Raw genomic sequence first — 19,760 nt, 5'->3', positions numbered from 1 at the left:
AGTGATGTGCGGGACATCGTTTGTGCCTTCATGTTAGTGAGGTGCGGGACATCGTTCGTGCCTTCATGTCAGTAATGTGCGGAACATCGTCCGTGCGGTTTGTGGCTTCCCAACTCACATTTATTGCCGATCGAGCTCCCTCTCCCGCTTGTGGGAGAGGGCTGGGGTGAGGGAAAGTCTGCTGCGAGCAACACCTTCGTCCAGATCCAGCACATTGGCTGAAAAGGAACTACCCTCTGTAGGAACCACTACGTTTCTAACTGGAGGATAAGTATGGAAAATAAAAGGAAGCGCCCTTTGAGCCGAGGTATCAACCACGTTGGGCTAACCGTTCCAGACCTGCAACAGGCCACTGAATTTTTGCAGCAAGCGTTGGACGCGAAATTTGTCTATAACGGCCTCACAGACAACGATCCTCCCAGAAAAGGGGCTGATACTGAGCGGCAACTGGGCCTCACATCAGGCTCAATGATTATCAAACAACGCTTACTGCGGATTGGGAATGGCCCCAACCTGGAGCTGTTTGAGATAGTCAGTCAGGAACAAAAACAACCCGCCAGGCTTCAGGATGTGGGCTGGAACCACATTTCGCTGTACGTGGACGATATTCATTACGCGATAGAAAGCGTAAAAGCCGCGGGCGGTAAATTTCTTTCTGAGGTCCATGGAAATTCACGCCACGAAGATACCGAAGAGAATGCCAGCGTATACTTTCAAACCCCCTGGGGTAGCCTGATAGAGCTGCAATCCATCCCCAATGGCTATTATTACCCCGACGATAGCGAAGCCGAGGTTTGGCTACCTGAACCCTAAACACACTGGCAGCCCCGGGCTGCCTGAAAACATCGCCAGGACAAGCCGCTAGTCAAGCATTACCCACCGACATGCGGACTGATACCGCCCTCAGCGGCACACTGTACTGGTGCTGGGGCGGTATCCACATAAACGGGGTTTGATGCCTACAGATTAATTACAATCTGCGTTAGTAGGTTCCACGCATCGTCCTCTTTAGGGGTGACGGAGGGATGATGCGTCCATGCCAGTTGATTGGTCCAGTACACGCCATTGCTGACGCGCAGCGTATAGGCGGTTGAAGCCGTAGTGCTGTAGCTCTCTGCACTGCTGCCGTGCCGTTCGTAATACGCCTTCGCATCCTTGCTGAATTTATTCCAGGCCAGGCCAAACGACAGCATATCCATTGGACGGCTATCAAACGGACCAATACTGAACAGCGTCAGCGAAGCGTCCTGCGTGAAGACATTGCGATCCTGCGGTGCATAGTTTGTTTTTCCGTCAATATACCATCCTCTGAACGGCATACTGGCATCCGGTTGGCTGAGCTGATGAGTGGCCGCCAGGTAGTGAGACCAGGTTTCCTTCTTATCCTGCTCGGTGTTGTAGTCGAAGTACGGTGTCTTATTGTAGACCGACCCGCCGCGCAGCCACGTCATGTGTTCTGACTCGCTGGCATTAACGCGATAACCGATTTCGTTTATTAACAGCGTTCCTGCGTTCGGGACCTGCCAGCGCAGTCCGTAAGTATTGTATTTCGAATCCGCTCGCAGCCCGTCCGAGCTTTGGCTGCGGGCCACACCAATATGATCGTACCAGCGCTGATCCTCAGACTGAAAACGAATATCCATACCTGGGCTGGGCTTCAGGCTGGTCAACCCAGCCTGACTCAGCATCACGCTGGTGGGTCCAAGCGCCGAAGACGCGGTACTGCTGCCAAGATACAGCCCGTAGAAATGCGTCAGCCAGGCCGAATAGCCGTAATGCAGGATCACCCGGTTGTTGAATAAAGGCTGATAGACAGACAGATCGCTGATGGCAACATGCCCGTCCTGACCGTTGCCTTTGAAATTGTTATAGGCGTACATCGCGCCAAGGTGCAGCTGGGCACCCTCGCCCATGCCAATACGCGCCAGATCCCAAGTGAGATCTGCGCTTAGGGCGTTGCCGGTGGTCAATCTCTGACCCACATAATTCGGCTCATTTTTCCAGTTACCGGCCACATCATAGGTCAGGTTGGTTAACAGCTGCACCTGAGCGTATAAGCCATAATCGGCCATATCCTGACGAAGTCCCCCCCATTCGGGGGAGATGGTGTCACAGACTGAACCAATAGTGGGCGTCTCTGGTCCTTTCGGCAGCATTTTATCGAACCGGGAACAGTCATCAGCGGCCTGCGTCAGGGGTGCCAACGACAGCAGCAGTGACGTCAGCAGCAGCTTATTGCGCATTTTTATCTCCCTGCACCAGATTGGCACCGGCGCTGGCAATCACCTGCTGATACCAGCCAAAGCTCTGTTTGCGATGGCGTTGCAGGGTGCCCTGTCCCCGATCGTCGCGGTCTACATAGATGTAGCCGTAACGCTTTGACATTTCTGCCGTTGATGCGCTGACCAGATCAATTGCGCCCCAGCTGGTGTAACCCAGAACCTGTGCGCCATCGGCAATCGCTTCGCGGACCTGAACCAGATGGTCATTCAGGTAGGCAATGCGGTAGTCGTCGCGGATGCTGCCATCCTCCTCAATCCGGTCTTTTGCCCCCAGCCCGTTTTCGACGATAAACAGCGGTTTCTGATAGCGATCCCAGAGCATATTCAGCAGATAGCGGATGCCAGCCGGATCGATTTGCCAGCCCCATTCCGACGCTTTTAAATGCGGGTTAGTAATCAGATTTAAAATATTACCAGTGACTTTATGCTGCTCTGGATCGGCACTGGCGCAGCTGCTCATGTAATAGCTGAAGGAGAGGAAATCCACCGTTTCGCGCAGGTCTTCCCGATCCTGATGGGTGATTTCCAGCAGGACGTTTTGCTGTTCAAAGTGACGCACCATAAAGCTGGGGTACTCACCGCGCGCCTGAACGTCGAAGAAGAATAGCCACTCTCGCTCTTTACGCTGCGCTTCCAGCACATCGTCAGGATGGCAGGTCAGCGGGTATTGCGGCATGGCCGCCACCATGTTGCCAATTTTTGCATCCGGGATAATACGATGGCAGGCTTTGACCACGCGCGCGCTGGCGACCAGTTGATGGTGGACCGCCTGATAAACTTCCTGCGGGCTACTGCCTTCCGGCAGGCCCAGCGGCCCGAAATGTGCGAACAGCGCGGCGTTGATTTCATTAAAGGTCAGCCACCATTTGACCTTGTGCTGATAGCGTTCAAATACCGTGGTGGCATAGCGTTCGAAAAAGGTAATCGTCTGCCGGTTTCCCCATCCGCCCAGGTTTTTCGCCAGATGGTAAGGCATCTCGTAGTGGGAAAGCGTAATCAGTGGCTGAATGTTGTACTTGAGCATTTCATCGAACAAGGCATCGTAAAAGGCCAGCCCGGCTTCATTCGGCGTGGTTTCGTCACCGTTAGGGTAGATACGTGTCCAGGCTATCGAGGTGCGCAGGGTTTTAAATCCCATTTCGGCAAACAGGGCAATATCTTCGGGATAGCGATGGTAGAAGTCACTGGCAACGTCTTTGATGTACAACTCACCGGCTGCTCGTTCTGTGGGGGGATAGAGCAGGCCGCGCGTCTGATAGTCTGACGTGGAAAGGCCTTTACCCGCCACGTTAAAAGCACCTTCAACCTGGTTAGCTGCAACCGCACCGCCCCAGAGAAAATCAGTAGGAAATGTCTTTTTCATATAGTAGTCCTCATTTTTAGGCCATACCCTGCCCGTCCGGCAGCCTCAGGCAGCCAGGAGGGGAAACTCAGGGTGGAAGGGATGAAACTAAAGTGTTAGCGCGGTGCAGCCGGACGTAGCTCCGCTTGAGGGTCAGGAACCGAACGCGGTATGCCGACCATCCAACTGCTGATAAAGGCGAACAGGAAGGCGACGGTAGAACCGATCACAATTCCCCAAAAACCGGTATCGAGACCTGATGGCGAGATAAAGGATGGGAAGGCAAAAATCCCCAACCCTCCAAAGGCATAGGCAGTGCCGTGGTAATAGCCGATAATCGCCCCTCCGATAGCACCGCCCATGCAGCCAAACACAAACGGACGCTTCAGCGGCAGGTTAACGCCATAGATTGCAGGTTCGGTGATGCCGAAAATGCTGGAGAGGAATGATGGCCCGGCAATACGTTTCAACGCTGTGTCACGGGTGCGCAACCAGACACCCAGCGTGGCGCCCGCCTGAGCCCAGACCGCAGCCTGAACCAGTACAGAAACCGTATCCACACCTGTGGTCATAAGGTTATTGATCATCAACGGTGCCAGCCCCCAATGCAGACCAAAAATCACGCAAACCTGCCACAGTGCGCCAAAGACTGCGCCTGCAAAGGTGGGATTGAGATGCCAGACCCAGTTATACCCGGTGCCGATGGCGGAACTGAGCTCCGTGGCCAGTGGGCCAATGACGAGGAAGGTAGCCGGTAAGGCGATCGCCAGGCACAAAAAGGGCGTCACGAAGGTGCGAATGGATGCCGGTAACCAGCGGTTGAACCGTTTTTCCAGCCAGCAGCTGAACCAGGCCGCGAGTATCACCGGGATCACCGTTGAACTGTAATTGATAAAAGTGACCGGGATAGCCATAAACGAATAATGCTGTGCCGGATCGGCCTGAGTGGTGTGAAAGGCTTCAATCAGCGAGGGATGAACCATAGCGGCACCCAACACCAGCGTGACCAGCGGATTGCCGCCGAACTTTTTCCCTGCGGTATATCCCAGCAGGACGGGCATAAAGAAAAATACCGCATCACTGGCAGCAAAAAGGATCAGATATGTGCCGCCCTCTTTATTTATCCAGTTAAACAGTGTGGCAATGATCAGCGAGCCTTTTAATAGCCCTGCGGCCACCAATATCCCCAGCAGCGGTGCGAAGATACTGGAAATAATATCAATGGCGCCATTTAATATCGCTTTAAACCCACGAGGAGATGAAGTTGATGAGGCGTTATCATCGATACCCTCCCCCTGGTTATTATCAGGAATTGATTCAACAAGCTGATTGTACACTTCACCGACATGGCTACCGATAACTACCTGAAACTGTCCGCCGCTTTCCACAACGGTAATAACACCCGCCACCTGATTTAATTTATCCGCCTGAGAAAGACTGCTATTTTTCAATTTAAAACGCAGGCGCGTAGCGCAATGAATAACGCTGACAATGTTATCCTTACCCCCTACACCGTTTATGATCTCAGCACATAAATGGGCATATCCCATAACTTACCTCTTATCAGAATTTCCTGAGAAGGAAATTTTAGGCAAAAAAAAACCTAACTTTCCTTCCCGTTGAACTGATTCGGGAGATGAAGTTAGGTTTTGCTCAACGCGCTGATGAAGCGAGAAGATAACAATCCTGTTATGAAAAAATTTATAACCTCAAACTTTCGTTCCGACAAGTGTTTTTCTTAACGTTATGACACTGTGTGAAGCTCTTCACAAAAAATAAGTGTTATTTATCTTCAGTAGGAATAGATATTTTTACCTGCTCAATGTGGATAGTTAGAAACATCAGCTCATCAATCGTCAGCTGGTGATCGTGATGCAATTCACTGTATTGACTGATTTTTATAGCGCAGGCGTAGGCGTCTTTGTATTTATTTCTCACTAACTCTGCCAGTTCAGTATCGCCAGTGGTGAGGTGTTTTTTATCCAGGATGCGCTGAGCAAAAAATTTTAGATGGGTGACAAAACGCTGATAGCTTAATGCCGACTCCTGATAGCTAATATCAAAGTGATAAGCCACCAGGCTTAATATATCTTGCATAAAACGTGTGATCTTCATCGTGTTCTGCATATTATCATTGAGCTGGGCATTGACCAGATGCAAAGCGATAAAACCGGCTTCGTCTTCGGGTAGCAGCGTGCCGGTATGCTGACAGATAATCTGAAGCGCGTCTTTTCCGATAGCGTACTCGTGTGGGTAAACTTTCTTGATTTCCCACAGCAATGCATTTTGAATGCTGACATTCTCTGAAAATCGCTGTAGTGCATAGTGTAAGTGATCAACCAGTGAAATTAATAAACTGTCGTGTAGCTTTCCGGGAAGTCGACTACGGGCCAGAGAAATGATCGCCTCCGTGGCAAGAATGCACTCTTTCGAAACCTGATCCAGTAATGACCTGAAATGGTCGCTGTAGGCATTATCCAGTGAAAACGTTTTTTCAACCTGGGACAAATTAATCTCTTCTCCGGCTTTTTTGTTAAAGCCGATCCCCTTACCCATTAGCACCATTTCCTGCAAATTGTCATCAACCGTGATAACAACATTATTGTTCAGTATTCGATCTATTTTCATCACAAGCTCCAGAGGGAACAAGGCGGGAGATTTATCCAGAAAAAAAATAAAGGAGCGCGCACCAGAATGTCAATTACCATGTTGCCGAAGCGCCTGTGGGTTCGCTTCTTTTGTCTTAAGTGCAGGTATTGTCACATTCCAGACAAGCAGCCCTTCTCTCTCCATTGATGATTTCGGGCTGGTATGCTGCTCCTCATAAAGTGCCTGGAAGTGCAGCCACGGGTCATTCATGTTGCTGCTTTATGATTTAACGCGTTCATCAACTCTTGTATGCGTTCTCTCATCCAGTAATGGCCCGGGGTAACGCTGCGAGCATTGTGGAAGTAGACGTTCAGCGCGTAGGCCGGAACAGAAAATGGCACTTTAAAGCAGGTCAAGGCTTCCGAGCTGAACAGGGTTGCCATTGCTCTTTCAGGCAGTGTGGTGATCAGCTCTGAATTGGCGACGATGGCAGGTGCGGATAACAGGCTGGGAAGTTCGACCACAGTGCGCCGCCGGATATTCAGTTTTTCCAGCTCCTGGTCAATCGTTCCGCGGGCTTCATTCCACGGATTAACCACCACATGGCCTTCCGCCAGAAACTGCTCAAGTGTCAGATTGTCAGTGATGCGCGGGTGACGGCTGCTCACGGCAACCATATAGTCATCTCTGAATCCCTCAATCACGCCAAGCTGACTGTGATGGCGCATCTCCGGCGTCTGAAATCCTATGGCGAAATCCACTTTACCGGTGGCAAGGTCTTCCAGCGAGTCATAGCCCGTAGAGTAGATGGCTTTAACCGATATGCCAGGTGCAGTCTGCTGTAAACGGGTCACCAGCGCCGGGAAAAAGACGGCTGCCGTGTAGTCTGTTACGGCAAAGCGGAAGGTCTGGGTGCTGTTTTCAGGACGAAATACGTTTGCTGAGCGCAAACTTTCCGACATTGCATTCAGCGCGGCAGATAAACCGGGAGCGATGACGTGGGCTCTGGCCGTGGGCTGCATGTGACTGCCCTGCCTGACAAAAAGCTCATCACCCAGGGTTGTCCTGAGCCGTGACAACGCGTGGCTCAAGGCCGAAGGACTGGTTGCCAGCTCTCCGGCAGCGCTATTTATTCTGCGATGCCGGTAAATAGCATCAAAAACAAGCAGCAGATTCATGTCGAGTACACGCAATTCATGATGCATATTGTTCATCTCACCTATGAATAGAATGCAGTATGTTCATCATGTTATTCGGGTATAGTGCTGCCGTCCAGAATCAGAAACCGCAGGTGAAAAATGACCACTCCAGTTTTCCGTCAAGTCAGCATGTCAGACCTCGACAGATGTTATGCCATTGAAAGCGAGGCCTATGAAGGTGACGAAGCCGCTACACGGGAAAAAATTGCCACCCGTATCCAACAGTATCCCGAAGGATTTCTTTGTGCGGAGCTGGATGGAACGTTGATTGGCTTCATCAATTCCGGGTGTGCCTGGGACGTTGTGATGTCAGACGAAGAGTTTAAAGAGTTGGTCGGCCATGATGGCGCTGCGCCGAACGTTGTGATCATGTCAGTGGTGCTAGATCCCGATTATCAGGGCAAAGGTTACGCCAGTTTAATGATGCGGGCATTTATCAGTGCGATGAGAGAGATGGGCAAAAAAACCATTCATCTTATGTGCAAGACGCATCACGTTGAGCTCTACAGAAAATTCGGCTACGCGTATATCAAACCCTCGGAGTCAGATCACGGCGGCATGGCCTGGCATGAAATGATCATGACGCTGTAGTTTATTATCCCGGCAGACAAGCCTAAAAAGCCCAAAATCATGTTCGTTGATTTTGGGCTTTAAATACGTTTCATCTCAACACAACCCGCTTCCGGGCGACAGATAAAACCGCCTCAGGTACTTAATTCACTCTGCTTTTTTGCCCGCAACTCGTTAACAATACCGGAGAAGGCAAGCCCGATGGGAACCAGAGACCCCCACAGGACGGCGTTCCAGCCGTAGAGATTGAGCAGAGCGCCTGAAGAAAATGACCCAACGATCATCACCCCAAACACCACAAAATCGTTCATGGACTGAACCTGTGTTTTCTCTTCAGGACGGTGATATTCAATGATCTTCATTGATGCACCGGTGAAGCCAAAATTCCAGCCCAGACCCAGCAAAATCAGCGACAGCCAGTAGTGGAAAATGTTGGTTCCGGCGAGTCCAGCCAGGACAGAGCATGCAGTGATAAGCAGGCCCGCAGCCGCAATACGCATGGCCCCAAAGCGGTTAATTAATTTGCCGGTGAAAAACCCCGGCCCATACATGGCAATAACATGCCACTGAATACCGAGATTGGACGCCTGCTGAGAAATGCCGTGCATGTGCATCGAGAGCGGTGCTGCCGTCATCAGGAAGTTCATCACCATATAGGTGACCGCACCGCTAAATACGGTGCGCCCAAACCCTGGCTGGCTGACAATTTCGCGTAAAGGCCGTCCACCTGTTTTTATTGCATCGACAGGTTCTGGGGTTTTCACGCCTTTGAGTGTGAAGGCCGAAATGACGGCCACGAGAGCCTGGGCGAGGTACGTGATGGCAAAGGTGTGAGGCGGCCAGAGGTGCATCGTTCCTGAAACCAGCATAGGACCCACCACGCCAGCTATCACTCCGCCGCCCATAACCAGCGACAAAGCACGAGCCCGGCGTTCAGGCGCGACGCCATCCGTAGCGGCAAAACGGAAGCTGAGCGCGACGGCCGCATATGCGCCTCCCAAAAATGCCGCGAGGCAGAACAGCAAAAATGAGCCAACGACGACGGCGAGAGCTGCAGCCAGTCCGGTAATAACGCCTGTTCCGGTGCCGACCATGAATGCAGCTTTTCGCCCCTTTTTCCGCGCCAGTGAACCTAATGGCAGGATGCAGGCCGCCATCCCCAGGACAAACATGGTGATGGGCAACGTTGCCAGCGCGCCGCTGGGGGCGATAGCATTGCCGACAATGGCACCCGTGGCATAGAAAACCACGGAGTTCGCACCCGCGAGAGCCTGCGCGGCTGATAGACGAATAATATTATTTTTCTGTTCTGCTACAGACAGGAAATATTCTGCGGACATGTGATTAATCATCCTGATTCATGGTGAGCACCTCATCCAGACCGGGAGCGGGTAAGGTAAAAATGCGCGGTCTGGTTTTGCATAAAGACTCCAGTGCCGCACGCGTTTAAGCACGTGCGGCATGCTCATCAGGCGTTACGGCCAGCCATTACACCGCCATCGATATCCCAGATAGCGCCGGTGACCCAGCCAGTCTGGTCAGAAAGCAGAAAAGCAACGGTTTCAGCGATATCAGCCGGGGTACCCACGCGACCGATTGGATGGAAGCTGTCAAAGCTGTTCATCACATCCTTCACGTCGTCTTTTGGAATGAAGCCTTCGTAAATTGGCGTGTGAACAACCGCCGGAGAAACCGCATTCACGCGGATCCCCTTTTCACCCAGCTCAATGGCCAGGTTTTTAGTCAGCGCGTGCAGGCCGGCTTTGGCCATTGAATAAGCTGAGGACGGAGTGGCACCAATGGCCTGTTGTGCCCACATGGAGCCGATATTAACGATCGAGCCTTTAATGCCAGCCTCAACCATATTGCGCACCACGTCACGGGTAATAAAGAACGTCGCGCGGTTAATGCTCATGTACATGTCATAATCTGACGCTTCATGTTCGGTGAACGCTTTCGGGAAAAACACGCCAGCCGCATTGACCAGCAGGCTGATATCTTTATGTTCGGCGTTAATGATATCCACCACGTGCTGCATACCTTCTTCTTTCATCAGGTCGGCAACGATGATAGAAACCTGGCCGCTGGCAGCCAGCGCCAGGCGAGCCTGCTCTGCTTTGTCCTGGCGATTACCCACAAGCACAACGCTACCACCGTTTTTCAGAACCCGCTTTGCCGTTTCGAAGCCCATACCGCTTGTACCGCCAACCACTAACAGTTTTTTACCGGCAAAAGATGCGTTCATTACTAACCTCTTTAAATTCATACAGTTGTTATAGATGAAAAGTCACGCTCCTCATTGTGTGAAATCAGAATGCCACCCGGCCCCCTGATTGACGACTGAGAAGAAATTGCGACTCAGGAAAGAAAATCTTTCTCGCTCGCGTATACTGAGGAAAATGATGAAATCAGGATGTCTATTATGCGATCGTTAAACCGGCTTAAATGGCTGCATGCTTTTGAAGCCACCGCCAGGCACGGCAGTTTTACCGGTGCGGCACAGGAACTGGGCGTTACGCCCGCCGCAGTAGGCCAACTGGTACGCTCGCTTGAGGACTGGGTCGGACACCCCCTTCTTCACCGCACCCGCTCAGGAAAAGAGCGGCTGACGCTGGTTGACGAGGCGCAGGATGCGCTGCAAGACATCACACAGGGTCTCGACAAGCTTGAAACCGGGTTAAACAAGCTTCGGGGTCGCCGGTCGCGCTCGGTAGTAGTGGTAACAGCCTCGCAGGTATTGGTGATGAACTGGCTGATGGATCGCCTGAACCGATTTTCGGAAACGCACGAAAATATCGATCTGCGGCTTAACGTCACTGAAAAGCTGATGGACGTGTCGCATGGCGAGGCTGATATCGGTATTCGCTGCGGACAGGGCGACTGGCCTGGCGTGAGTAAAACCTGGCTGATGGATGAAGAAGCCGTTCTGGTTTGCAGCCCGCGCCTGGTGCCACCCGTAAAAATGGCCTGCAGTGAATGGCTCGCCACGCAAAAACTGATACACGATGACACACCGCATCCAGGCGCGGAATTTCCGTCATGGGATAATGTGCTGATGACAGTTGGTGCACCCGAAGCGCTGGAAAGCGGGCTGCATATTAACTCTACCTCAGCCGTGATCCTGTCGGCCCTGAGCGGCAGAGGAGTCGCTATTGTCCGACACGCTCTGGTGAAAAACCATATTGAAACAGGGCAGTTGGTCCAGTTGCACCCCGACCACCGGTGGCCGCTCAAATGGTCCTATTATCTGGTCACCCCGCAACAAAAAGTCATGCGCGATGAAGTAAACGTTTTCCATGACTGGCTTCTCCAGGATGTCATCTCAGGCCGTTCATAGCCCACTCAAACATTACGCTGCGCTGGCAACCATGCCGGCCGCGTAATTTTCACCTCACGGCATAGAATTTCTACTCTGCTTCGCAAGATTATCTGATTTGTTGAAGTCGTCAGGCTTTCTGATAATCGCCCTTAACGAAAGGTAATACTGGCCGGTTTTTTAACGGGCGTATTGTCGACGTCATGTAATGACTTTTCTGAGACAAAAAATAGCCGGAGTTTTGAATGTTTTTGAACTGGAATGAATATCGCAGCGGCCTACTAGCCACCATCGGTAAGTTTGCCAAACTGCAACCAGAGTTTATGAAAGGCTTTCAGCAGATGGATAAAGGGGCGTCAGAAAACAAGCATCTTGATCCCAAAACCCATGAGCTGATTGCACTGGCCGTTGCCGTGACTACCCGTTGCGATGGTTGCCTGGCCGTACACGTTGACGCTGCAGTTAAGCACGGTGCTACGCGTGAAGAGATCGCCGAAGCGCTGGCCGTAGCCATTAACCTGAACACCGGTGCAGCGCTGACGTATACCGCGCGTGCTCTGGACGTGTACGATAATCTGCCAAATAAATAGGCCTGCAGACGGCCTCCTGTGGGCCGTCTAATCACTGATTATGATGTTACTTAATTCTGATTTTTCACAGCATGCAATCATTACCCCGGATGATTATCAGTGGGTACCTTCTCCCCAGCCCGGCGTTGAGCGGGTGATGCTTGACCGAATTGGTCACGAGCAGGCCCGCGCAACAAGCCTTGTCCGATATGCGCCCGGATCCGAATTCCCCGCACACAGCCATCCTGGCGGAGAGGAGATTCTGGTGCTCGACGGGACGTTTACAGAAGACGGTGTCGATCACCCTGCCGGCTGGTACTTGCGCAGCCCGGACGGCTCTTCTCACCAACCCTCAAGCCGCAACGGCACGACCATTTTCGTCAAGCTGCGCCAGATGTCTGCCGATGAACGCCAGCCGCTCAGAATAAATACGCAGGAGGCAGCCAACTGGCAGGGGCAGCCGCACAGACAAATCTGCCCCCTATTCTCAGGGACTTCAGAGACCGTTCAGCTTCAGAAACTTGCCCCGGGCGAGCGGGTCTTCTGTGCGCCACTTACAGGTGGAGCGGAACTCCTTCTTCTGAAAGGTCAACTTCAGGCGCCGGAAGGTTGCTATGAAGCTGGAAGCTGGCTGCGGTTTCCGCCGGATGATATGCCCGCTCTTATTGCCAGCGCCGCTGGTGCATTTTTTTATCTGAAAACGGGGCATCTCAGCCCGATAATTCTGACCGGAACGACATCAGGAAGCAGAGCGTACTGATCATTGGTGCGGGCATAAGCGGTCTTTATGCTGCCACACTGCTTGAAAAAGCGGGCGTGGATTATGTGATCCTTGAAGCTCGTGACAGAACAGGCGGCCGCGTGCTGTCAGGCCTGGAATTGGCGGATACCGACACAGGCATTCATGTTGATATGGGGGCTGCGTGGTTCTGGCCTGACATTCAGCCTGACTTCGCGCATCTGATCGAGCGGCTTAAGCTTTCGGTAATAGCGCATGGCTGCCCGGGTGACATGCTCTACGAACGTCAGCTAAGTTCTCCCCCCGAACGCTACCCGACCTGGGAGAGCTCTCCGGCGTCTTTCAGGTTGGAGGGAGGAATGCAGTCGCTGACCACGGCACTCAAAAGTCAGATCCCGGTTGAGAAGATTAAAACAGGCCATCAGGTGGTGGCTGTCTCCCGGACCGACAACAAAGTACAGGTCTATACCCGATCCGAAGGCAGTTAAAAAACCGAGTTTTCCAGTGAGCATGTCTTCCTCGCTTTGCCTCCTGCTCTGGCCGCTAAAATAGATTTCAGACCGGCGCTGCCGGAGCAGTTGCTTTCAAACTGGCGGAAAACCCCGACATGGATGGCTCCCCATGCGAAATATGTCGCTGTATTTAAAACAGACTTATTGCATGCACGACAGCTTTCAGGGAATGCAGGAAGCCGCGTGGGGCCTATGGTTGAGATCCACAACGTTTCCGAGCCAGGTACGGGGAAAACAGCGTTATTTGGTTTTATTGGCGTACCGGCAAAATCGCGATGGACCATCAGTGAAGCCGTGCTCAAAGGCCTGTGCCGGCAGCAACTTGTACGCTTATTTGGTCAGGATGCAGCAGAGCCCGAAGCTGAGTATATAAAAGATTGGGCGACCGATCTGTTTACTGCAACGGAGTTTGATCTCCTGCAAGAAGCTGGGCACGCAATGCCTGAACCAGTTCCCGCGAAGGGAGAATGGTCTCAAGAGATGACGGGTATCGCCAGTGAATGGTCGCCGCAGTTCTCAGGCTATCTGGCAGGTGCAATTGCCTCTGCATCAACGGGCGTTCAGCGCTGGCTACAACAGAATTGAGTCCTTGCACAGGGTTCGTCGCCTTTAAAGCCAGATATGAGTTTATTAAAAAAAACATGAGATTCAGGTTCGATAATACGCCAGCTATTGGAAATAGCTGGCTTCTGAAACGTCCGCTTTGGCACAAGGCGCAGATGCCAGAGCGCTGAGCCGAAGTTAGCAATTATTGTCATGTCGGGTCAGTGCTGCCATTCAGTAAAAACTAACCGCGGCCTAGCAATTTCTGATAACCACTGGGCGTGATCCCCATTACGCGGCTAAATATGCGCCTCATGACATCGGGTCCGGAAAAACCACATTCAGCGGCAAGTTTTTTTGCTGGCAATTTTTGTTTTTCAATCAGCAACTTTGCTTTGGCTACGCGTTCGCGCTCCAGCCACTGTGCAGGAGTGAGACCCGCTTCCTGTTGGAAAATCCGCGTGAGATGCCTCTGGCTGAAGCCAATATGCTCTGCCATCATGGCCACCGAAGTCACTTCTTTAATGTTCGCAATAGCCCATCGTTGCAGATCCTGAAGAGCCGTACGGCCATCAAGAGAGAGCGCACGTCCTCTCACAAAGTGCGACTGGTTAACCGGTCGGCGGAAAAACATAACCAGTTGATCCGCGACTTCTGTCGCCACCTCTCTGCCCAGATCCTCTTCGACAAGACGCAGCGCCATATCAAGGCCAGAGGTGACACCGGCTGCTGTTCTGATGCAGCCATCTGCAACGTATAAAGCATCTGCCTCTACGATAATTTCAGGATGCTTGAGAGAAAGCGTATCCGCACAAGCCCAGTGTGTAGTTACCCTCTTCCCATTCAGCTTTCCGGTCAGAGCCAGCAACAGTGCGCCCGTACAGACGGAACCAAAACGCTGGCTCGACTCACACATTGCGCTGATCCCGCTCAGCACGTGCACGTCCGGCTGGTAATCAGCAATATCTGGCGCACCGGCGACCAGAAAAGTATGAGCTGAAAATCCGTCACTGTCTGACAATGTTGCATCTGCCGCCAGTTTAACCCCGGACGAGGAGTGAATAATGGAACCGGTGACGGCGATGACGTGTAGCGTATAAAAGTGGCGTTTAAGTACCCGGTTGGCCTCGGCAAAGACATCCATCGGGCCACAGACATCAAGCATCTGAACCCCCGTAATGGCAAGGATAGCGATGGTATGGCTCATTTTATCCTCCTGGCGTCCTGAATCATCTTTATGTCCAGAATCGTCTTTATACTTCACTTTAGGACATTGATGTTAGGCCTTACTCTGTAGGCCTACAACAGAAAAGAGGATTTTTTTATGCACCGCACAATTGAAGGCATCAGTATCCCGGACACTAAAATGGCCCGTGAAGCCACCGAGTTCATTCGTGATACCGAATCCGATCTCCTTTTTAACCATTCAAGCCGTGTGTACCACTGGGCAGCCCTGGCGGGTCAGAAAAGAGGAATGAAAGCCGATGCTGAACTTCTGTACATCGGATGTATGTTCCATGACCTTGGTCTTACGCATGAATATTGCAGCTGCGATAAACGTTTTGAAGTTGATGGGGCAAATGAAGCCCGTAAATTCCTGGAAAGTTATGGCATCGATACACTGGACATTGATAAAGTCTGGACCGCTATTGCCCTGCATACCACGCCGGGCATTCCCGAGTTCATGGCACCTGAGATAGCTCTGCTCACGGCAGGCGTTGAAATGGATGTGCTGGGAATCGATTATCAAAAATTCTCACAGGAAGAAATCAGCGCGGTGACCCAGCAGTATCCGCGTACGCCTGACTTTAAGGAAGACATCATTCAGGCCTTTTATGACGGTATCAAACACAAGCCCCAAACGACATTTGGTAACGTGAAAGCCGATGTGTTGGCAGACAAAGACGCCCAGTTCAAGCCTGTGAATTTCTGTAGCATTATCCGTCAGTCACGCTGGCAGGCATAACCCACTCTCGGCCCGCTTTCTCCAGGCCAGGGTTGCTGCTATTCTCGCCTGAGTTAACCCCATTGACCCCGCAGGAGCATCCTATGTTTACTGGTCTGAGCGCCTTTCCACTCACGCCCGTTACGCCCGCAGGCCTTGATGAGCGCGGCTTTATTCGCCTCCTTGAACGGATTGCGTCAGCCGGTGCGGATTCCATCGGTGTGCTTGGATCAACGGGTAGCTACGCCTACCTGACGCGCCCACAGCGCAAGCAGATAGCGACCATCGCAAAGTCACATGCGGGAAATATTCCGCTAATAGTTTGCGTGGGGTCGCTCAGCACCGATGAGGTGCTGCGCCTGGCTGATGACGCGCAGGCGGCCGGGGCCAATGCGTTGCTGCTGCCGCCGGTTTCGTATCAAAAGCTCAGGGACGATGAGGTGTTCGGCTTGTTCGAGACGCTAACGCAGCACGTTTCGGTGCCAGTCTGTATCTACGATAATCCGGGCACAACGCACTTTGAATTTTCCGACGAATTGCACGGGCGGATTGCCGAATTGGCTGGCATCCGATCAGTTAAAATCCCTGGCGTCCCGCCTTCGCCGGAAGACGCTCTGGCGCGTGTGCAGCGGCTGAAATCGAAGCTGCCTGCAGGCGTGACGGTGGGCATCAGCGGAGACGCCAGTGCTGCTACTGGTCTCAACGCTGGCTGCGAAGTGTGGTACTCGGTCTGCGGCGGCCTCTTCCCACAGACGGCGAAGGAGATCACCGACGCGGCTGCACGTGGAGAGCGCGAGCGCGTTGTCCAGCTCAGCGAACGTCTACAGCCACTATGGGATCTGTTCCGCAAACATGGCGGCAGTATCCGTGTCATGGCCGCCGCTGCGGGCGCGCTCAGGCTAACGGATGTAGACTGTCTGCCCCGCCCGCTTCGCCCGCTGTCAGCGGATGACATTGCAGAGGTTGCTGCGGTTATTACCCGCCTTGAGCTAAGGTAAGTTGCACGAAAGAGGTGACAGTGCCCCCACAGTCGGCACTGTCAATATTGATTATCGGGCAGCCTACAATCAGGCATTTTTTAACTGTTATTATGATTTCTGTTAAAACTGTTATTCATTAAGCCCACTGGAAATTATTATAATCACGGTCGACTATTTTTATGACTGCCACTCAGCGCGTAAGTTAAGTGACTCATTGATAAAAATCGTGATTGCAGCGTTTTCAGGATGGTTTAAGGGTGGCAAATGAAGAAGTATCAGCAACTGGCCCAGAAGTTGATCGATCAAATTGAGCTCGGCGTATGGATTCCGGGTGACAAGCTGCCCTCTATTCGTGAACTCGTCACAACCAGTGGGATGAGTTTCGTTACGGTTGGGCATGCGTATCATCTACTTGAGAGCCAGGGAAGAGTGATAGCGCGGCCTCAGTCTGGTTATTATGTCGCACCAAAAACGGATAATTTAAAAACTCATCCTGTTCCTCAGGTGAATCAGGACGAAGCCGTCGATATTAACACCTACATCTTTGAGGTTATGCAGGCGGGTAAAGACCCCTCTATTATTCCCTTTGGTTCAGGTTTCCCTGACCCACTGTTATTTCCCCATCAGCAATTGAATCGATCTCTCGTTCATACCAGCAAAACAACATCAGCGTTAAGCGTCATCAATAATCTTCCACCCGGAAATATCGATTTAAGGCAAGCGATTGCTCGTCGCTATGCGCAACAGGGTATGAGTATTTCTCCAGAAGAAATTGTCATCACGGCCGGTGCGCTTGAAGCATTAAATTTGAGTCTTCAGGCAGTCACCGAGCCAGGAGATTGGGTTATCGTCGAAAACCCCTGTTTTTATAATGCGCTACAAGCACTGGAAAGACTGAGATTAAGAGCCTTATCCATTGCGACGGATATAGACGAAGGTATCAATCTGGAGGCTTTAGAGCAGGCGTTGATCGATTACCCCGTCAAAGCCTGTTGGCTGATGACAAACTGTCAAAATCCGCTGGGATTTACCTTGTCCCCTGAAAAAAAGAGACGCCTTATTGCGCTTTTAACCAAATATAAGGTGGTTCTGATCGAAGATGATGTCTACAGCGAACTCTACGCCGGTCGGGATAAACCACTGCCTGCCAAAGCCTGGGATACGGAGGATATGACATTACATTGCTCCTCCTTTTCTAAATGTCTGGTATCCGGTTTTCGTATTGGCTGGGTTGCTGCCGGAAAACATGCGCCGCGCGTTCAGCAATTACAGTTTATGAGCACGCTGTCTACCAGTTCTCCCATGCAGCTTGCGATTGTTGATTATCTCACGACCAGAAGTTATGAAGAGCACCTGAGAAAATTAAGGCGAACGCTTTCCAGTCGAAAAAAACGCATCGGGCAAATTTTACAACGTCACCTGCCTCGCGAAGTCTGCGTTCATTATAACGAGGGGGGCTATTTTCTCTGGCTGGAATTACCAAAAAGTCTGGATGCCAGTGAGCTGAGCAAGAAAACCCTGGCGCAAGGGATTAGTATTGCGCCAGGAAAAATGTTCTCAACATCCGATGTTTTATCTCACTGTTTTCGTATTAATACGTCATGGGAATGGGGTGAGAAAGAAGAAATAGCCGCTAAAACAATGGGCGATATTATTCGTCGTATGATCACTCAAACTCAATTTAGCGGCCAGGTGTAGATCAACGTGTCATCGACTTCACCGTAACTATCGGTTCGGTGGTGCTTTAGGCGCGCTTCCAGCAGATAGCCGCAGCGCAGGGCAACGGCGGCGCTGCGTTGATTACGTCCGGCGGTGGTGATCTCCAGCCGTTTCGGCGCAAATAACGCCAGCGCCATCGCCGTCATCTGTTCGCAGGCCTGGGTCATCACGCCGCGCCCTTCTGCCTCCACAGCCAGCCAGTAACCCAGCTCACAGGCAGGAATCGCCGGATTTTTAAGAAACAGGCTGATGCAGCCTAACAGCCGCTGCGTCTGGTTATCGATGATCAGAAACTTTAATTCATTTTCCTGGCGGGAAAAATTATCCATCGCCTCCTGCATATTCTCCGCCACCGCGCTGCGGTGATGCGGCCCGATTGACCAGGGTAAAAACGCATGATGCTGTGGGCCAAAGGCATTTAACGTTGCCAGCATTTCATCTACCCGCGCCATTGTTGGCGCTGCAAAATGAAACAGCGCATTGCTGAGGTAGTGCGGCGGAATATCGGTAATCTTCATCTGGCCTCCTTGTCGGTGTGTCAGTTGAAGATTAGCAGTTGAGCGTGGTTTTCACCGCTGTAGTAATGAAATCCATCACCTTACGCAACAGCGGCGAGGCACGAAGGTCTGCGTGCACGACCAGCCAAACCTCAGGTGAAAATCCTGCTTTCGTGTACGGCAAACGTTGCAATTCTTGATCGCTATCGCCAATAAATTGTGGCAACGAAGCCACACCCAATCCGGCCTTCGCTGCCTGATGTTGACTGATGATATCGCTTACGGCACAGCTAATCGGGCGCTGGCCAGCAATCTCATTGATCCATTTCGCATGAGGCATGCGTGCCAATTGCTCCTCATAGCCAATAAACTCCCAACGGGCGGGATCATTCAGGTATCGATAGTCGTTGTGGGCGTAGAGCGAAAACGGCATTACGCCCAGCTTACGCGCAACATCGTGGTCATCGGTGGGTCTCACCAGGCGAAGCGCAAGATCAGCTTCGCGGCGAGTCAGCGATACCACGCCAGGCTGGCTGACCACCGTTAATTGAATCTCCGGATACCTCTGCCGGAAATCAAACATACAGCGGGTAAGTAAGGTGTTAACCAGCACAGGGGGAACGCTCAGCGTCACTTTTCCTCGCGCTGGTGCACGTTCAGCATCCGCGGCACGCTCAATTGCAAAGGCGTGATGTTCGATTGCGCGGGTGAGCTGCAAAACTTGCTCGCCCAGAGGCGTGAGCACACAGGCTCTCGCCTGACGATCGAGTAAACGCCCGGCTAGCTGTTGTTCCAGAGAGGTGACTCGCCGCCCTACGGTGGCATGATCAACCTGCAACAGCCGCGCAGCCGCTGATAGCGAGCCGCCTTGCGCGACTGCATGAAAATATCGTAAATCTTCCCAGTTAAACATATGTGCACTTATACGCGAGGTGATGTGCAAATATAGGGAATTTAC

19 protein-coding genes and 1 pseudogene are annotated in these 19,760 nt (G+C 52.0%); 10 read left to right on the top strand and 10 right to left on the bottom strand.

The features are described from left to right. The first annotated feature begins 273 nt into the window (after positions 1 to 273). A complete protein-coding gene (locus B880_RS0121455) occupies positions 274 to 813 on the top strand; it encodes a VOC family protein (RefSeq protein ID WP_017349521.1) in 540 nt (179 codons plus the stop codon). Between the two features lie 146 nt (positions 814 to 959). Here the strand turns inward: B880_RS0121455 and B880_RS0121450 are convergent, their stop codons facing one another. The 5 genes from B880_RS0121450 to B880_RS0121425 all read right to left on the bottom strand — a co-directional run bounded on the left by B880_RS0121450 (position 960) and on the right by B880_RS0121425 (position 7,418). After that, positions 960 to 2,243 (bottom strand): carbohydrate porin, encoded by a 1,284-nt coding sequence (locus tag B880_RS0121450; RefSeq protein ID WP_017349520.1) that lies wholly within the window; start codon positions 2,241 to 2,243, stop codon positions 960 to 962. Next, on the bottom strand, positions 2,233 to 3,645 hold the full coding sequence (locus B880_RS0121445; protein WP_017349519.1) for a glycoside hydrolase family 1 protein: 1,413 nt from the start codon (positions 3,643 to 3,645) through the stop codon (positions 2,233 to 2,235). The genes B880_RS0121450 and B880_RS0121445 overlap by 11 nt, the downstream gene beginning before the upstream one ends. Positions 3,646 to 3,740: 95 nt before the next feature. Next, complete coding sequence (locus tag B880_RS25385; protein WP_017349518.1) at positions 3,741 to 5,174, bottom strand: PTS transporter subunit EIIC; 1,434 nt, start codon at positions 5,172 to 5,174, stop codon at positions 3,741 to 3,743. A gap of 232 nt (positions 5,175 to 5,406) precedes the next feature. Further along, a complete protein-coding gene (gene licT, locus B880_RS0121435; RefSeq protein ID WP_017349517.1) occupies positions 5,407 to 6,252 on the bottom strand; it encodes a BglG family transcription antiterminator LicT in 846 nt (281 codons plus the stop codon). Between the two features lie 227 nt (positions 6,253 to 6,479). Further along, on the bottom strand, positions 6,480 to 7,418 hold the full coding sequence (locus B880_RS0121425; protein ID WP_026042829.1) for a LysR family transcriptional regulator: 939 nt from the start codon (positions 7,416 to 7,418) through the stop codon (positions 6,480 to 6,482). A gap of 93 nt (positions 7,419 to 7,511) precedes the next feature. On the opposite strand from B880_RS0121425, the gene B880_RS0121420 reads away from it, so the two are divergent. Next, entirely contained in the window at positions 7,512 to 8,003 is a 492-nt protein-coding gene (locus B880_RS0121420) for a GNAT family N-acetyltransferase (RefSeq protein ID WP_017349514.1), read from the top strand. A gap of 113 nt (positions 8,004 to 8,116) precedes the next feature. On the opposite strand, the gene B880_RS0121415 is transcribed toward B880_RS0121420, so the two are convergent. Continuing rightward, positions 8,117 to 9,322 carry an MFS transporter gene (locus tag B880_RS0121415; protein ID WP_017349513.1) on the bottom strand — a complete coding sequence of 402 codons (1,206 nt, stop codon included), beginning with the start codon at positions 9,320 to 9,322 and terminating at the stop codon, positions 8,117 to 8,119. A gap of 128 nt (positions 9,323 to 9,450) precedes the next feature. After that, positions 9,451 to 10,227, bottom strand: a complete 777-nt coding sequence (locus B880_RS0121410; protein WP_017349512.1) for an SDR family NAD(P)-dependent oxidoreductase — start codon at positions 10,225 to 10,227, stop codon at positions 9,451 to 9,453. A 177-nt stretch (positions 10,228 to 10,404) separates the two neighbouring features. On the opposite strand from B880_RS0121410, the gene B880_RS0121405 reads away from it, so the two are divergent. The 5 genes and pseudogenes from B880_RS0121405 to B880_RS27155 all read left to right on the top strand — a co-directional run. Then, the gene (locus tag B880_RS0121405) at positions 10,405 to 11,319 is read left to right on the top strand and encodes a LysR substrate-binding domain-containing protein (RefSeq protein ID WP_017349511.1); all 915 of its coding nucleotides are present in this window, start codon (positions 10,405 to 10,407) and stop codon (positions 11,317 to 11,319) included. Positions 11,320 to 11,543: 224 nt separating this feature from the next. After that, complete coding sequence (locus B880_RS0121400) at positions 11,544 to 11,888, top strand: carboxymuconolactone decarboxylase family protein (RefSeq protein ID WP_007712977.1); 345 nt, start codon at positions 11,544 to 11,546, stop codon at positions 11,886 to 11,888. Positions 11,889 to 11,928: 40 nt separating this feature from the next. Further along, the gene (locus tag B880_RS0121395) at positions 11,929 to 12,627 is read left to right on the top strand and encodes a cupin domain-containing protein (protein WP_017349510.1); all 699 of its coding nucleotides are present in this window, start codon (positions 11,929 to 11,931) and stop codon (positions 12,625 to 12,627) included. Beyond that, on the top strand, positions 12,552 to 13,094 hold the full coding sequence (locus tag B880_RS27160; protein ID WP_337589600.1) for a flavin monoamine oxidase family protein: 543 nt from the start codon (positions 12,552 to 12,554) through the stop codon (positions 13,092 to 13,094). The genes B880_RS0121395 and B880_RS27160 overlap by 76 nt, the downstream gene beginning before the upstream one ends. Before the next feature lie 21 nt (positions 13,095 to 13,115). After that, positions 13,116 to 13,703 (top strand): annotated as a pseudogene (locus tag B880_RS27155) (FAD-dependent oxidoreductase); the annotation flags it as partial. A 202-nt stretch (positions 13,704 to 13,905) separates the two neighbouring features. Here the strand turns inward: B880_RS27155 and B880_RS0121380 are convergent. Beyond that, positions 13,906 to 14,868, bottom strand: a complete 963-nt coding sequence (locus B880_RS0121380) for a GlxA family transcriptional regulator (RefSeq protein WP_017349507.1) — start codon at positions 14,866 to 14,868, stop codon at positions 13,906 to 13,908. Positions 14,869 to 14,985: 117 nt separating this feature from the next. Between B880_RS0121380 and B880_RS0121375 the strand changes: the two genes are divergently transcribed. From B880_RS0121375 to B880_RS0121365, 3 genes are all read left to right on the top strand, one after another. Beyond that, the gene (locus B880_RS0121375) at positions 14,986 to 15,627 is read left to right on the top strand and encodes an HD domain-containing protein (RefSeq protein ID WP_017349506.1); all 642 of its coding nucleotides are present in this window, start codon (positions 14,986 to 14,988) and stop codon (positions 15,625 to 15,627) included. 83 nt (positions 15,628 to 15,710) lie between these two features. Continuing rightward, on the top strand, positions 15,711 to 16,604 hold the full coding sequence (locus B880_RS0121370; protein ID WP_017349505.1) for a dihydrodipicolinate synthase family protein: 894 nt from the start codon (positions 15,711 to 15,713) through the stop codon (positions 16,602 to 16,604). Between the two features lie 246 nt (positions 16,605 to 16,850). After that, entirely contained in the window at positions 16,851 to 18,284 is a 1,434-nt protein-coding gene (locus B880_RS0121365; protein WP_017349504.1) for an aminotransferase-like domain-containing protein, read from the top strand. On the opposite strand, the gene B880_RS0121360 is transcribed toward B880_RS0121365, so the two are convergent. Continuing rightward, the gene (locus tag B880_RS0121360) at positions 18,263 to 18,823 is read right to left on the bottom strand and encodes a GNAT family N-acetyltransferase (protein WP_017349503.1); all 561 of its coding nucleotides are present in this window, start codon (positions 18,821 to 18,823) and stop codon (positions 18,263 to 18,265) included. The two genes, B880_RS0121365 and B880_RS0121360, sit on opposite strands and share 22 nt — an antisense overlap. A 31-nt stretch (positions 18,824 to 18,854) precedes the next feature. After that, a complete protein-coding gene (locus tag B880_RS0121355) occupies positions 18,855 to 19,715 on the bottom strand; it encodes a LysR family transcriptional regulator (protein WP_017349502.1) in 861 nt (286 codons plus the stop codon). Between the last annotated feature and the right edge of the window lie 45 nt (positions 19,716 to 19,760).

This window comes from Pantoea sp. A4 (assembly GCF_000295955.2).
GTDB classification, from domain to species: Bacteria; Pseudomonadota; Gammaproteobacteria; order Enterobacterales; family Enterobacteriaceae; genus Pantoea; species Pantoea multigeneris.
This window is presented reverse-complemented; position numbering and strand designations above follow the sequence as displayed.

Bases quoted from the DNA above. Each gene is read 5' to 3' on its own strand.
- B880_RS0121380 (WP_017349507.1), bottom strand. From the start codon at position 14,868: ATGAGCCATACCATCGCTATCCTTGCCATTACGGGGGTTCAGATGCTT.
- B880_RS0121445 (WP_017349519.1), bottom strand. From the start codon at position 3,645: ATGAAAAAGACATTTCCTACTGATTTTCTCTGGGGCGGTGCGGTTGCA.
- B880_RS0121395 (WP_017349510.1), top strand. From the start codon at position 11,929: ATGATGTTACTTAATTCTGATTTTTCACAGCATGCAATCATTACCCCG.
- licT (WP_017349517.1), bottom strand. From the start codon at position 6,252: ATGAAAATAGATCGAATACTGAACAATAATGTTGTTATCACGGTTGAT.
- B880_RS0121420 (WP_017349514.1), top strand. From the start codon at position 7,512: ATGACCACTCCAGTTTTCCGTCAAGTCAGCATGTCAGACCTCGACAGA.
- B880_RS0121370 (WP_017349505.1), top strand. From the start codon at position 15,711: ATGTTTACTGGTCTGAGCGCCTTTCCACTCACGCCCGTTACGCCCGCA.
- B880_RS0121405 (WP_017349511.1), top strand. From the start codon at position 10,405: ATGCGATCGTTAAACCGGCTTAAATGGCTGCATGCTTTTGAAGCCACC.
- B880_RS25385 (WP_017349518.1), bottom strand. From the start codon at position 5,174: ATGGGATATGCCCATTTATGTGCTGAGATCATAAACGGTGTAGGGGGT.
- B880_RS0121425 (WP_026042829.1), bottom strand. From the start codon at position 7,418: ATGCATCATGAATTGCGTGTACTCGACATGAATCTGCTGCTTGTTTTT.
- B880_RS0121450 (WP_017349520.1), bottom strand. From the start codon at position 2,243: ATGCGCAATAAGCTGCTGCTGACGTCACTGCTGCTGTCGTTGGCACCC.
- B880_RS0121360 (WP_017349503.1), bottom strand. From the start codon at position 18,823: ATGAAGATTACCGATATTCCGCCGCACTACCTCAGCAATGCGCTGTTT.
- B880_RS0121365 (WP_017349504.1), top strand. From the start codon at position 16,851: ATGAAGAAGTATCAGCAACTGGCCCAGAAGTTGATCGATCAAATTGAG.
- B880_RS0121455 (WP_017349521.1), top strand. From the start codon at position 274: ATGGAAAATAAAAGGAAGCGCCCTTTGAGCCGAGGTATCAACCACGTT.
- B880_RS0121355 (WP_017349502.1), bottom strand. From the start codon at position 19,715: ATGTTTAACTGGGAAGATTTACGATATTTTCATGCAGTCGCGCAAGGC.
- B880_RS0121400 (WP_007712977.1), top strand. From the start codon at position 11,544: ATGTTTTTGAACTGGAATGAATATCGCAGCGGCCTACTAGCCACCATC.
- B880_RS0121375 (WP_017349506.1), top strand. From the start codon at position 14,986: ATGCACCGCACAATTGAAGGCATCAGTATCCCGGACACTAAAATGGCC.
- B880_RS0121410 (WP_017349512.1), bottom strand. From the start codon at position 10,227: ATGAACGCATCTTTTGCCGGTAAAAAACTGTTAGTGGTTGGCGGTACA.
- B880_RS0121415 (WP_017349513.1), bottom strand. From the start codon at position 9,322: ATGTCCGCAGAATATTTCCTGTCTGTAGCAGAACAGAAAAATAATATT.